The following is a 12,637-nucleotide window of genomic DNA, read 5'->3' as shown; positions in this document are numbered from 1 at the left end:
GTCCCCCTCCTTCTGTTGGATTGTACAACCTTTGTTTAAGTAGTCCAAGAACAAAACGTATATTTATGCAACCCTTTGGTTGTGAGTAAATATATAATAAGGAAATAAATAGTTTTTCGACAGAATTCACAGCCTGTGGATAATCTTTTTCATAGGGCGTGAGTATCTTTTCCACAAACTATTCACACTTTGTGGATAACTATAAAACTATAATAACTCATCCAGAGTGAAAACAAAATAATAATAGCAGATAATTAAAGCAGTTGCAATGAGTTTTGAAATTTATCCACAGTTATATCCAGTTGTGAAAAATACTTTTCCACAGGGGTGTATTTGTGAAAAAGTTGTCAGTAAGGGTTGTGGATAATGAAAAATGGTGTCAAAAACTATCCACAGCTATATAAAGCATATAAAGTGAAGTTGTTAAATGGATGGAAAGAAAAATTTTTCGAAGACATTCAGAGAACGGATCAAGCGTTTAAATTTTTGCAGGACTTAAAAATTTAGAGAAGTGGTTGACAGAATAAAGCTTGATCTTTATAATCAAAAAGACTGTCTTAAACGATTAAATTTTACCGATCCTTTAGGGAGGTGTTTTATAATGAAAAGAACTTACCAACCAAATAAGCGTAAAAGAAGTAAAGTTCACGGTTTCCGTAACCGCATGAGTTCTAAAAACGGCCGTCGTGTACTAGCTCGTCGTCGTGCTAAAGGAAGAAAAGTATTATCTGCATAGGCCACTGAAAAATCTCAGTGGTCTTTTTTTCTAATAAATCAATTCATTTAATACATGTTTGAGCGGGTGGCTAGACTGATGAAAAAGACATTTCGGATTAAGAAGAATAGTGAGTTTCAATCCGTATTTAATGGCGGAAAGTCATTTGCCAATCGACAATTTGTTGTATATATGTACAAGTCCGAACAAAAGGCTCCTTTTCGGATTGGATTATCTGTAAGTAAAAAGATCGGTAATGCGGTCACACGCAATCGAATTAAACGCTATATTAGACAGAGCTTTACAGAATTAAAAGAGCAAATTCAACCGGGTTTTGATTATGTCGTTATTGCTAGAAAGCCAGCAGCTGAGATGACTTGTCTTGAAGTCAAAAAAAGTATGATCCATGTGTTGAAAAGAGCAAAAGCATTAAATATGAATCATCACAAGTCTAAAAGCGAAGAGTCTGAATGAAACAGACTCTTCTTAAAGAAAGTTGATAGGGGGAATAATAGTTTGAGACGGAAGAGTTTCACCCTAGCCTTCTTAGTGGCAACTATGATGTTGTTATCTGGTTGTACGGAAGTAGATCAAGAAATTACATCGGAAAGTGAAGGCTTCTGGAATGAGTTTGTCGTTTATCCGCTTTCTCAAGTCATTGTAAAGACAGCAGAAGTGGTAAACAGTTTTGGATGGGCAATTATCATTGTTACGATCATTATTCGTCTAATTATTTTGCCATTAATGATTAAACAGACGAAAAATACCAAAGCAATGCAAGCTCTTCAACCAGAAATGCAAAAAATTAAAGAGAAATATAAGTCAAAAGATGCAGTTTCTCAGCAGAAAATGCAGCAGGAAACCATGGCGCTGTTTCAACAGTATGGTGTCAATCCGCTTGCTGGTTGTTTTCCATTGCTTATTCAAATGCCAATCATCTTTGGTTTCTATCAAGCGATTATGAGAACAGAAGCGATTAAACACGATAGCTTCCTATGGTTCGATCTTGGTTCTCCAGATCCATTGTTTCTCCTTCCACTTTTTGCGGGAGCAACGACATTCCTTCAGCAAAAGCTAATGATGGCAGGAATGACGACCCCAAATCCACAAATGACGATGATGCTTTGGCTCATGCCGATCATGATTATCGTCTTTGCTGTCAACTTACCAGCCGCTTTATCCTTATATTGGGTGGTAGGTAATGCTTTTATGATTGTTCAAACATTCATTATTAACAAATCTGGTACAAGCATACCCGCTTCAGCAAACAAATAAAGAAATGGTATGAAGTCAAAATGAAAGAGGTACCCCCAATGTATAATAAGTGGGGATACCTCTTTTTTGTGTGAGTAAAGTTGAGGTTTTATAAAAGGTTTATAATTGTCCCTAAATGTGTACGCTCACATATTTTATTGTTATCCACACATGAATAAGTTAAAATAGTAACGGTTAAAAAAGAAGGTTGTGGATAAATGGCCTTCTTTTTAAAATGATTGTCCTGTGTTATTCTAATGGTTTAAGGATAAAAATTTACGATTTATATAAATGAGCATAAAGGAAGAAAGAGGTGAAGAACATGGAATTTGATACAATAGCGGCTGTTTCAACTCCAATGGGAGAAGGCGCAATTGCGATTGTACGTTTAAGTGGAGATGAAGCGATTTCGATTGCCGATCAAGTGTTTAAAAGTCCAAGTGGGAAATGTTTAAAGGAAGTAGATAGCCATACGATTCACTATGGACATTTAATCGATCCTAAAACAGGTCAGATCGTTGAAGAGGTTATGTTGTCTTTAATGAAAGGACCGAAAACATTTACGCGCGAAGATGTGGTTGAGATTAACTGTCACGGTGGTTTAGTGTCTGTCAATCGTGTGCTACAGCTTGTTCTCAATCAAGGAGCACGTCTAGCAGAGCCTGGAGAATTTACAAAGCGGGCTTTTTTAAATGGCCGTATTGATTTATCACAGGCGGAAGCCGTGATGGACTTAATTCGGGCGAAAACAGATCGAGCGATGAATGTCGCCCTGAATCAAATGGAAGGACGTCTTTCGAAGCTGATACGCAAGCTTCGTCAGGAGATTCTTGAAATTCTTGCCCATGTAGAGGTTAACATTGATTATCCGGAGTATGATGATGTAGAAGAAATGACGCATCGTGTGCTGCTTGAAAAATCAACACATGTAAAAAGTGAAATCGATAAATTGCTACGCACATCTGAACAAGGAAAAATTTTGCGTGAAGGATTGTCTACAGTGATTATCGGACGTCCAAACGTTGGGAAATCATCGCTACTAAACGCTCTTGTACATGAAAATAAAGCGATTGTCACTGATATTCCTGGCACGACACGGGATGTCATTGAAGAGTATGTCAATGTTCGTGGGGTACCTCTTCGACTAGTCGATACGGCGGGTATTCGCGAAACGGAAGATATCGTTGAAAGAATTGGAGTAGAGCGTTCTCGTCAAGTATTAAAAGAAGCAGACTTAATTTTACTCGTGTTAAATTACTCCGATCTGTTAACAATGGAAGATGAGAATTTGTTTGAAGCAGTAGAAGGTATGGATGTTATTGTGATCGTCAATAAAACCGACTTAGAACAAAAAATTGATATGGACCGAGTCAGGGAGCTAACACATGATAAGCAGCTTGTGACAACGTCCTTATTAGAAGAGCAAGGAATTGATGAACTAGAAGAAGCCATCTCCTCCCTGTTCTTTTCAGGCTCGATTGAAGCAGGCGACATGACCTATGTATCTAATTCTCGTCATATTGCCTTATTAAATCAGGCACTCACAGCAATTACCGATGCGATTGAAAATACAGAAATGGGTACACCCATCGATATTGTTCAAATTGATTTAACTAGAACGTGGGAATTATTAGGCGAAATCATTGGCGAAAGTGTTCATGAAAGCTTAATTGATCAGTTGTTCTCACAATTTTGTTTAGGAAAATAAAATCAATAAAGGAGGAAATAGTTATGGCACAATATGAAGCTGGTCAATACGATGTTGTCGTTGTTGGAGCGGGTCATGCTGGAGTGGAAGCAGGTCTTGCTGCTGCTCGCATGGGAGCAAAAACATTAATGGTAACGATTAACCTTGATATGATCGCCTACATGCCGTGTAATCCATCGATCGGAGGACCAGCAAAAGGAATCGTCGTTCGTGAAATTGATGCATTGGGCGGAGAAATGGGCAAAAATATTGATAAAACCCATATTCAAATGCGTATGCTTAATACAGGAAAAGGACCAGCTGTGCGTGCGTTGAGAGCACAAGCGGATAAAATCCTTTATCAGCAAGAAATGAAAAAAACGATCGAAAATGAAGAGAATTTAACGTTAATTCAAGGCATGGTTGAACGTCTTATCGTTGAAGATGGAGAATGTCGCGGGGTTGTGACACAAACGGGTGCGATGTATGAATCGAAAGCGGTCATTATTACAACGGGTACATTTTTGCGCGGAGAAATCATTATCGGTGATTTAAAATACTCTAGTGGACCAAATAACCAGCAACCATCGATTCAACTTTCTGATCATTTAAAAGAGCTTGGATTTGACCTTGTGCGTTTTAAAACAGGAACCCCACCGCGTGTGAACAGTCGGACGATCGATTATAGTAAAACAGAAATTCAACCTGGCGATGATGAACCACGGGCATTTAGCTATGAAACAACCCAATTTATTACGGATCAGCTGCCATGTTGGTTAACTTATACTAATGAACATACCCATGCTATTATCGGTGAAAATCTTCATCGTTCGCCAATGTTTTCCGGTATGATCAAAGGAAGAGGACCACGCTATTGCCCGTCCATTGAAGATAAAGTCGTTCGTTTTAACGATAAACCGCGGCATCAAATCTTCCTTGAACCAGAAGGCCGAAATACAGAGGAAGTATACGTTCAAGGGCTTTCATCAAGCTTGCCGGAAGATGTGCAGTATCGCATGTTGAAAACAATCCCAGGTTTAGAAAAAGCTCAATTAATGCGTGCTGGCTATGCGATTGAATATGATGCGATGGTGCCAACGCAACTTTGGCCAACATTAGAAACAAAAAAAGTGAAAAATCTTTATACAGCTGGCCAAATTAATGGTACATCCGGTTATGAAGAAGCAGCAGGTCAAGGCTTAATGGCCGGAATTAATGCAGCCTGCCGTGTACTTAATAAAGAAGAAGTGATTTTAAGCCGTTCAGATGCTTATATCGGTGTATTAATTGATGACTTAATTACGAAGGGAACGAACGAGCCTTATCGTTTGCTTACATCACGTGCCGAGTATCGTCTCCTTCTTCGTCATGATAATGCTGATCTTCGTTTAACTGAAATTGGTCGTCAAATTGGCTTAATTTCACAAGGTCGTTATGAGCGTTTTACGAAGAAGAAAGAAGATATTGCCGGGGAAATTGAGCGATTGAAATCGATCATTATTAAACCGAACGAAGCTACGCAAACATTAATTCGCGAAGCTGGTGGAAGTGAATTAAAGGATGGTATTCGTGCATCTGATTTACTGAAACGTCCAGAAATGATCTATGGACATATTAAGCAACTTGTCCCTGCTGATGTTGAAATGGGTGCTGAAGTAGAAGAACAAGTAGAAGTTCAGGTTAAATATGAAGGTTATATTGAAAAATCACTTCAGCAAGTGGAAAAATTGAAGAAAATGGAAAATAAAAAAATTCCTGAAGATATTGATTACGAAGCAATTAGTGGATTAGCAACGGAAGCTCGACAAAAATTAATTGAAGTTCGACCGCTATCGATTGCTCAAGCTTCCCGGATCTCAGGGGTCAATCCAGCGGATATTTCTATTCTTCTTGTTTATATTGAACAAGGCCGGATTGCTCGTGTAGGAAGTTAACTTTAGTGAAGGGATGAATGAAGCATGAATAAAGAACAATTCCTAAAGCTGCTTGAGGAGAAAGGTATTCACCTTTCTTCTTCCCAGCTTGAACAATTTGATTTATATTATGAGCTGCTCGTTGAATGGAATGAAAAGATGAATTTAACGGCCATTACAGAAAAAGAAGAAGTGTATTTAAAACACTTTTATGATTCGTTATCAGCGGCCTTTTACTATGATTTTTCTGGTGAATTAACGATCTGTGACGTTGGAGCAGGAGCAGGATTTCCAAGTATCCCATTAAAGATTGCTTTTCCGAACTTACGTGTAACCATTGTTGATTCTTTAAATAAAAGAATTACATTTTTGAACCATTTAGCTAACGAATTAAAATTAGAAAATGTTCATTTTTTCCATGATCGTGCCGAAACATTTGGTGTGCTTCCAGAACACCGTGAGCAATATGACATTGTCATGGCGCGAGCGGTAGCGAGAATGTCTGTATTAAGTGAGTTATGTTTGCCGCTTGTGAAAAAAGGCGGTGTTTTTCTTGCAATGAAAGCAGCGAGTGCGGAAGAAGAATTACAAAATGGAAAGAAAGCGATTACCGTTCTTGGTGGCAAAGTACAAGACACCTATTCTTTTATGCTACCAATGGAGGAAAGTGATCGAACGATCATGGTGATCAAAAAAGAAAAAGCCACACCAAAAAAATATCCGAGAAAACCAGGTACACCAAACAAATCACCAATTGAGTAAAGTTGTCCACATGTGGACAACTTTACTTTACATAAGCATGGTGTAAAATTAAGAAGGAACATAATGAGCATAGAGAGAATACGTATACAGGGAGTTTGTTAAAGGTGGTGTAGGGATCATGAAGCGTCCTTTCTCTCGTTTTTTTAACATAGGAGAAAAAGCAGCTGAAGAACAGCCGGGGAAGCCAGTGGCCAAGGGAGAAAATATAAAAAAGATTCCGGTTTCCGAAATAGTTCCCAATCGTTTTCAGCCAAGAACAGTATTTGATGATCAGAAAATAGAAGAATTAGCTCGAACCATTCATACACATGGGATTATTCAACCAATCGTCGTTCGTGAAATGGAAGATGGCCGCTATGAATTGATTGCCGGTGAGCGTCGTTGGCGAGCAGTCCAAACATTAAATTGGGACGCAGTTCCTGCAATTATAAATAATATGGACGATAAAGAAACAGCTTCCGTTGCCTTAATAGAGAATTTACAAAGGGAAGAGCTATCAGCTATTGAAGAAGCACTAGCTTATGCAAAATTACTAGAACTTCATCAATTAACACAAGAAGCTCTGGCTCAGCGTCTTGGAAAAGGCCAATCAACGGTAGCGAATAAGTTGCGTCTATTAAAGCTTCCTCAAGAAATACAAGAAGCGATCATGCAAAAGCAAATAACCGAACGTCATGCAAGAGCATTAATTCCGCTGAAAGATGAAGAAAAGCAAACTCAGTTGATGAATGAGATCATTGAAAAGCAATTAAACGTCAAGCAGGTAGAGGATCGAGTTGCTCAATGGCTAACAGCATCGAATGAAGCGCCAAAACCACGTCGAAAAGCCGTTAGTAAAGACGTTCGAATTGCCGTGAATACGATTCGTCAGTCCCTATCTATGGTGTCAGACAGTGGCATTGACTTGAAATCGCAAGAAGAGGAATTTGAAGACTTTTATCAAATTACTATTAAAATACCAAAGAAAAAATCACAAGGGTGAATGACCAGGGATGGACTTCACCCTTTTTATTTATTCAAATCAAAAGAATTTATTCATGGAATGATAACGAAAGAGGTGATATTTGTTAAAATAGAGAAAACATAGTTTCAAGGGATAAGAGAAGGTAGGTGGTTCAAATGGGAAAAGTCATTGCTATAGCTAATCAAAAAGGCGGAGTAGGTAAAACAACAACATGTGTAAACTTAGGAGCTTGTTTAGCCTTTTTAAACAAGAAAGTGTTGTTAATTGATATTGATCCCCAAGGAAATGCGACAAGTGGTTCTGGCATCGAAAAGGGGGAAGTTGAGCATTGTATTTATGATGTATTAGTCGATGGTGTAGAATTAGCCGATACGATTAAGCCAACGGAAATTGAGCATTTTTTTGTTGTGCCAGCCACCATTGCACTTGCTGGCGCAGAGATTGAACTTGTACCAACCATTTCAAGAGAAGTTCGTTTAAAACGTGCATTAGAAGAGATTCGTGATGAGTATGATTACATCATCATTGATTGTCCCCCCTCACTCGGATTGCTTACAATCAATGCACTAACGGCTGCGGATTCAGTCATTATTCCTGTGCAATGTGAATACTATGCGCTTGAAGGTTTAAGTCAGTTATTGAATACAGTGCGACTCGTTCAAAAGCATTTAAATCAAGAACTATACATTGAAGGTGTGCTCTTGACGATGTTAGATGCTCGCACAAATTTAGGAATTCAAGTGATTGAAGAAGTGAAAAAATATTTTCAAGATAGAGTATATCGGACGATTATTCCTCGTAATATACGTCTAAGTGAAGCACCTAGTCATGGTCAACCCGTCATTTTATATGATGCACGTTCAAGAGGAGCGGAAGTTTATACAGATTTGGCAAAGGAGGTAGCTGCTAATGGCTAAAGGGTTAGGAAAAGGAATCAATGCCATCTTCAAGGACTTAGAACCTGAAAACGCTGAAGCCGTTAAGGAAGTGAAACTAAAAGAGTTGCGGCCCAATCCTTATCAACCGCGTAAAATATTTAATGAAGAAGCCATCGAAGAGTTGAAGTCATCGATTATTGAGCATGGGATTTTGCAGCCTATTATTGTTCGTCAAAGCATTAAAGGCTATGAAATTGTGGTGGGAGAAAGACGCTTTCGGGCAGCAAAGGCGGCTGAACTAGAAAAGATTCCTGTTGTGGTCCGCAGACTCTCTGATCAACAAATGATGGAGATGGCTCTTTTAGAAAATCTCCAACGTGAAGATTTAACAACAATTGAGGAGGCAACCGCCTACCAAACATTGATGGAGAAATTGAATTTCACACAAGAACAATTAGCGAAACGAATGGGAAAAAGTCGCTCACATATCGCCAACTATGTCCGCTTGCTGACGTTACCAGAACAAGTTCAGCAATATATTATGGATGGAAAGCTATCGATGGGACATGGCCGAGCACTCGTTGGATTAAAAAATAAAGAAAAAATAAGCCAGCTGGCTGACCAAACGGTAAAAGAGCATTTAAACGTTCGTCAATTAGAAAGGCTCATTCAACAAACGAATGAAAATGTTTCACGTGAAACATCGTCCCTGAAACAAGAAAAGCATCCTTTGTTGAAAGAAAGAGAAGAAGTGTTGCGAGAACGATTTGGCACAGCTGTTCATATTAAACAAATGAAAGATAAGCAAAATGGAAAGATTGAAATTGAATTTTTATCTGTGGATGATTTAAATCGTATCCTTGATTTGCTTAATTAATAAGCTGCCAATAGCCGGCAGCTATTTTTTATGAGCAAGTATGTCTTTTAATTAATCTTCTGTTTTTAATAAGGAAGGTTGATAGTAGTTATGTTCAGCTAATTGGTTATCTGTTAAAAGTTGATAGTGAATACTTGCCTTTGCGATGCCGTTTGCAATGATTTTAGCCATGCTCATCACTAAATGTAGTCGAGTGTTTTGTAAAACGAAAAATTCCATAAATCCGCTCACATTAACTGTTCCAGTAATATGAACATCACCTACAGCTGGCAATTCTTTGTTGACCCCTGCCCCAGGTTTCACCGGTCCATTGCCTAGTTGGATATTTCCAATATTCTTTAACGTACCTAAGCAAGCGTCTGTTCCGATGATAAAAGGATGTTGATGTTGTTTTTGAATCAGAGATAGCTTGTCAGAAAGATTGACAGCATGTACAGGATGCTCAAGTGTTCCGTACACATGGAAGCTAGGTAATAGTTTTTCTGAAAGCAAAGTACCAATTAATGGACCGAGAGAATCACCAGTCGACCGATCGGTGCCGATAAAGGCAAAAACGATTGGCTGTGTGCCGGGTGGTGGTAATAAAGATAGTAAATGCTCGGCAACTATCGATGAAGCTTGTTGCTCTTTATAATGAATGGTTAATGAGTCAGGTTTTCGATTAAACATTTTTTTAAGATTCATATCACACCTCCTGCAGATTATAGTAAGAGTATACGGAAATCCTTTATTTTCTATACATCTATATGTTAGAAAAATCAGAATTTTATCTAAAAGAACCGTCACTACAAATTAGTGATGGTTCTTGGTAAAATAAAAAAAGATCCCTCAGTTCATGAACAGGAGGAAATAATGATGGATAGACTTCAGCGAATGATAGAGCCAATGTGGAAGCACTATACAAGCGAAGAATTCTGGTTGGCAATTGGTAAAGGATCCTTAAAAATCGTTTTCATTCTCATTCTATCGGGAATAGTGATCAAAGTAGCGAAAATGGTTGTGCGTAAGTTTTTCCTGCTTCGTTCGAAAACGCCGCTTGGTCTTTCAGAACGTCGGGAAACTACATTATTAAAATTAATAGAGAATATTATCTCTTATGTTGTTTATTTCGTTACATTGATTAACATTTTAGATATTTTAACATTTGATATTAAAGCTTTAATTGCTGGTGCTGGGGTCGTTGGGTTAGCCGTTGGTTTTGGTGCACAAAGCCTTGTAAAAGACATCATTACTGGATTTTTCATTATCTTTGAAGATCAATTTTCGGTCGGTGATGTTGTTCGTATTGGTCAGTTTGAAGGAACAGTGGAAGAAATTGGCCTTCGCACAACAAAAATAAAACAATGGACAGGGGAACTGCATATTTTACCGAATGGTATCATTACAGAAGTGACCAATTTTTCGGTTCATAATAGTATTGCTGTTGTTGATGTGAGTATCGCTTACGAGGAGAATATTAATGAAGCCGAACGAGTGATTAATGAATTATTAAAAACGCTACCTGAAAAATACGAGCAAATTGTTGCACCACCTCAATTGCTTGGTGTGCAAATGTTAGCTGCCTCAGATGTCGTCATGAGGATTACAGCAGAAACGACTCCGATGAACCATTTTGTTGTAGCAAGGCATATTCGAAAAGACGTGAAAGAATGTTTAGAGGAAAATGGAATAGAGATTCCGTTCCCGCGTCTTGTCATGTATTCTCGAGATGAGCAGGCACAAGCCGTAGCGAAGCAAAGAAAAGAGGGATGATGGATTGGAAAAAGTCTTTGATTTAAATGACATTGTGGAAATGAAAAAACCACATCCATGCGGCACAAACCGCTGGAAAATTATCCGTCTCGGTATGGATATCCGCATTAAATGTGAAGGATGCGGTCATAGCGTCATTCTTCCACGAAGAGAATTTACTAAAAAAATAAAAAAAGTGCTAGGCCCCATTGAGAACAGTAGCGAATGAAGAACGCTGCTGTTTTCTTTTTGGGGTCTTTCCGCTTTTCGCTGTCTAGTTCTAAGCGCCAGCGACTAGTGAACTTCCGCACTCCTCCTTGCGATAAGTCAACATCGATTCACTATCGTTCATCGTGTTGGCTAGCTCTGCCAACTAGTCGCTCGAGGACAAAAGTCAATCCGTCCAAAAGGTTAAAGAACAACCTTTCCGCCGGCTCGCCTTTTGCTTGTCGCGACTGAACGAGTTGGCTCCGCTTTTCGTTTTTCCTTTATCTCGTGCGGGTCGCTCCAGTTCATATGTCGCTAAACGGCGCTTTCCGCTTTTCTGTAGTTATTGCCTTTTTTATGGTGTACTCTTATAATTGGGAAAGGTTTAGGGTAGAGAAATATATCTTTTGATTTTAAATAGAGGAGTGAACGAAATGGCATTAACGGCAGGGATTGTTGGTTTGCCGAACGTAGGTAAATCCACATTATTTAATGCGATTACAAAAGCGGGTGCGGAATCAGCGAATTATCCTTTCTGTACGATTGATCCGAACGTTGGAATTGTTGAGGTACCTGATGAGCGTTTGAATAAATTAACGGAGATGGTGGAGCCGAAAAAAACGGTACCAACAGCGTTTGAGTTTACAGATATTGCAGGGATCGTAAAGGGAGCGAGCAAAGGAGAAGGGCTTGGAAATAAATTTCTGGCTCACATTCGTGAAGTTGATGCGATTTGCCAAGTGGTTCGCTGTTTTGCGGATGATAACATCACTCATGTATCTGGAAAAGTTGATCCAATTGATGATATTGAAGTTATTAACTTGGAATTAATTTTAGCTGACCTTGAATCGGTGGACAAGCGTCTTGTTCGGGTCGCTAAATTAGCGAAACAAAAAGACAAAGAAGCTGTGATTGAAAACGATATTTTAGTTAAATTGAAAGCGGCATTAGAAGAAAATAAGCCAGCTCGTACAGTCGAGTTTACCGATGAGCAAGAAAAAATTGTGAAACAGCTTCATCTATTAACAAGAAAGCCTATGTTATATGTAGCGAATGTAGGCGAAGATGAGATTGCTGATCCATCAGGAAATGAATATTTGCAAAAGGTACGTGAATTTGCTGCTGAAGACAATGCAGAAGTGATCGTTGTTTGTGCCAAAATTGAAGAGGAAATTGCGGAGCTTGATGAAGAAGAAAAAGTAATGTTTTTACAAGAGTTAGGCATTGAAGAATCTGGTTTAGACCAATTGATTCGTGCAGCTTACTCTTTATTAGGATTAGCTACTTACTTCACAGCAGGTGTTCAAGAAGTTCGTGCTTGGACGTTCCGCGAAGGAATGAAAGCTCCTCAATGTGCTGGTGTCATTCATACCGACTTTGAACGTGGTTTCATTCGTGCAGAAACGGTTTCTTACGATGACCTTGTATCAACTGGCTCAATGACTGCGGCAAAAGAAGCTGGAAAGGTCCGTTTAGAAGGTAAAGAATATATTATGAAAGATGGAGACGTTGTTCATTTTAGATTTAATGTATAACGTTGCATCATTAAGACCATTGTGTTATAATTCTATATTGTGAGTAATGAAATAATTACTCCTTGCTCTTTTCAAAAGGGAAAGAGCCGTATAGTCCATGAGGAGGTGACAGAA

At 38.7% G+C, this 12,637-nt stretch carries 14 protein-coding genes; 13 read left to right on the top strand and 1 reads right to left on the bottom strand.

Translation table 11 applies throughout. The annotated features are described in order from the left end of the window. Positions 1 to 366: 366 nt before the first annotated feature. The 10 genes from WDJ61_RS18450 (at position 367) to WDJ61_RS18405 (ending at position 9,050) form a co-directional block, all read left to right on the top strand. Entirely contained in the window at positions 367 to 507 is a 141-nt protein-coding gene (locus WDJ61_RS18450) for a hypothetical protein (RefSeq protein ID WP_338752433.1), read from the top strand. 94 nt (positions 508 to 601) lie between these two features. Beyond that, the gene (rpmH, locus tag WDJ61_RS18445; protein WP_100401286.1) at positions 602 to 736 is read left to right on the top strand and encodes a 50S ribosomal protein L34; all 135 of its coding nucleotides are present in this window, start codon (positions 602 to 604) and stop codon (positions 734 to 736) included. A 78-nt stretch (positions 737 to 814) separates the two neighbouring features. Further along, entirely contained in the window at positions 815 to 1,189 is a 375-nt protein-coding gene (gene rnpA / locus WDJ61_RS18440) for a ribonuclease P protein component (protein ID WP_338752427.1), read from the top strand. Positions 1,190 to 1,231: 42 nt separating this feature from the next. Then, positions 1,232 to 1,990: a YidC family membrane integrase SpoIIIJ gene (spoIIIJ, locus tag WDJ61_RS18435; RefSeq protein ID WP_338752425.1), complete on the top strand. Its 759-nt coding sequence runs from the start codon at positions 1,232 to 1,234 to the stop codon at positions 1,988 to 1,990. A gap of 301 nt (positions 1,991 to 2,291) precedes the next feature. Further along, positions 2,292 to 3,677, top strand: coding sequence for a tRNA uridine-5-carboxymethylaminomethyl(34) synthesis GTPase MnmE (gene mnmE, locus WDJ61_RS18430; protein WP_338752423.1), 1,386 nt, complete (start codon positions 2,292 to 2,294; stop codon positions 3,675 to 3,677). A gap of 23 nt (positions 3,678 to 3,700) precedes the next feature. Next, complete coding sequence (mnmG, locus tag WDJ61_RS18425) at positions 3,701 to 5,590, top strand: tRNA uridine-5-carboxymethylaminomethyl(34) synthesis enzyme MnmG (protein WP_338752421.1); 1,890 nt, start codon at positions 3,701 to 3,703, stop codon at positions 5,588 to 5,590. A gap of 24 nt (positions 5,591 to 5,614) precedes the next feature. Further along, on the top strand, positions 5,615 to 6,331 hold the full coding sequence (rsmG, locus tag WDJ61_RS18420; RefSeq protein WP_338752419.1) for a 16S rRNA (guanine(527)-N(7))-methyltransferase RsmG: 717 nt from the start codon (positions 5,615 to 5,617) through the stop codon (positions 6,329 to 6,331). A 118-nt stretch (positions 6,332 to 6,449) separates the two neighbouring features. Then, on the top strand, positions 6,450 to 7,313 hold the full coding sequence (gene noc / locus WDJ61_RS18415; RefSeq protein ID WP_338752417.1) for a nucleoid occlusion protein: 864 nt from the start codon (positions 6,450 to 6,452) through the stop codon (positions 7,311 to 7,313). A gap of 137 nt (positions 7,314 to 7,450) precedes the next feature. Beyond that, positions 7,451 to 8,212: an AAA family ATPase gene (locus WDJ61_RS18410; protein ID WP_338752416.1), complete on the top strand. Its 762-nt coding sequence runs from the start codon at positions 7,451 to 7,453 to the stop codon at positions 8,210 to 8,212. Next, positions 8,205 to 9,050, top strand: a complete 846-nt coding sequence (locus WDJ61_RS18405; protein ID WP_338752414.1) for a ParB/RepB/Spo0J family partition protein — start codon at positions 8,205 to 8,207, stop codon at positions 9,048 to 9,050. Before WDJ61_RS18410 ends, WDJ61_RS18405 begins: the two co-directional genes overlap by 8 nt. Positions 9,051 to 9,101: 51 nt before the next feature. Here WDJ61_RS18405 and yyaC read toward each other — a convergent pair whose 3' ends face one another. Continuing rightward, on the bottom strand, positions 9,102 to 9,734 hold the full coding sequence (yyaC, locus tag WDJ61_RS18400; RefSeq protein ID WP_338752412.1) for a spore protease YyaC: 633 nt from the start codon (positions 9,732 to 9,734) through the stop codon (positions 9,102 to 9,104). 171 nt (positions 9,735 to 9,905) lie between these two features. Between yyaC and WDJ61_RS18395 the strand changes: the two genes are divergently transcribed. The 3 genes from WDJ61_RS18395 (at position 9,906) to ychF (ending at position 12,523) form a co-directional block, all read left to right on the top strand. Continuing rightward, positions 9,906 to 10,802 (top strand): mechanosensitive ion channel family protein, encoded by an 897-nt coding sequence (locus WDJ61_RS18395; protein WP_338754841.1) that lies wholly within the window; start codon positions 9,906 to 9,908, stop codon positions 10,800 to 10,802. Positions 10,803 to 10,806: 4 nt separating this feature from the next. Beyond that, positions 10,807 to 11,010, top strand: coding sequence for a DUF951 domain-containing protein (locus WDJ61_RS18390; protein ID WP_338752410.1), 204 nt, complete (start codon positions 10,807 to 10,809; stop codon positions 11,008 to 11,010). A 412-nt stretch (positions 11,011 to 11,422) separates the two neighbouring features. Further along, positions 11,423 to 12,523 (top strand): redox-regulated ATPase YchF, encoded by a 1,101-nt coding sequence (ychF, locus tag WDJ61_RS18385; RefSeq protein ID WP_338752408.1) that lies wholly within the window; start codon positions 11,423 to 11,425, stop codon positions 12,521 to 12,523. Positions 12,524 to 12,637: the final 114 nt, after the last annotated feature.

This window comes from Bacillus sp. FJAT-52991 (assembly GCF_037201805.1).
GTDB classification, from domain to species: Bacteria; Bacillota; Bacilli; order Bacillales; family Domibacillaceae; genus Bacillus_CE; species Bacillus_CE kandeliae.
This window is presented reverse-complemented; position numbering and strand designations above follow the sequence as displayed.

Bases quoted from the DNA above. Each gene is read 5' to 3' on its own strand.
- noc (WP_338752417.1), top strand. From the start codon at position 6,450: ATGAAGCGTCCTTTCTCTCGTTTTTTTAACATAGGAGAAAAAGCAGCT.
- rpmH (WP_100401286.1), top strand. From the start codon at position 602: ATGAAAAGAACTTACCAACCAAATAAGCGTAAAAGAAGTAAAGTTCAC.
- WDJ61_RS18450 (WP_338752433.1), top strand. From the start codon at position 367: ATGAAAAATGGTGTCAAAAACTATCCACAGCTATATAAAGCATATAAA.
- WDJ61_RS18405 (WP_338752414.1), top strand. From the start codon at position 8,205: ATGGCTAAAGGGTTAGGAAAAGGAATCAATGCCATCTTCAAGGACTTA.
- WDJ61_RS18410 (WP_338752416.1), top strand. From the start codon at position 7,451: ATGGGAAAAGTCATTGCTATAGCTAATCAAAAAGGCGGAGTAGGTAAA.
- mnmG (WP_338752421.1), top strand. From the start codon at position 3,701: ATGGCACAATATGAAGCTGGTCAATACGATGTTGTCGTTGTTGGAGCG.
- ychF (WP_338752408.1), top strand. From the start codon at position 11,423: ATGGCATTAACGGCAGGGATTGTTGGTTTGCCGAACGTAGGTAAATCC.
- mnmE (WP_338752423.1), top strand. From the start codon at position 2,292: ATGGAATTTGATACAATAGCGGCTGTTTCAACTCCAATGGGAGAAGGC.
- yyaC (WP_338752412.1), bottom strand. From the start codon at position 9,734: ATGAATCTTAAAAAAATGTTTAATCGAAAACCTGACTCATTAACCATT.
- rnpA (WP_338752427.1), top strand. From the start codon at position 815: ATGAAAAAGACATTTCGGATTAAGAAGAATAGTGAGTTTCAATCCGTA.
- rsmG (WP_338752419.1), top strand. From the start codon at position 5,615: ATGAATAAAGAACAATTCCTAAAGCTGCTTGAGGAGAAAGGTATTCAC.
- WDJ61_RS18395 (WP_338754841.1), top strand. From the start codon at position 9,906: ATGGATAGACTTCAGCGAATGATAGAGCCAATGTGGAAGCACTATACA.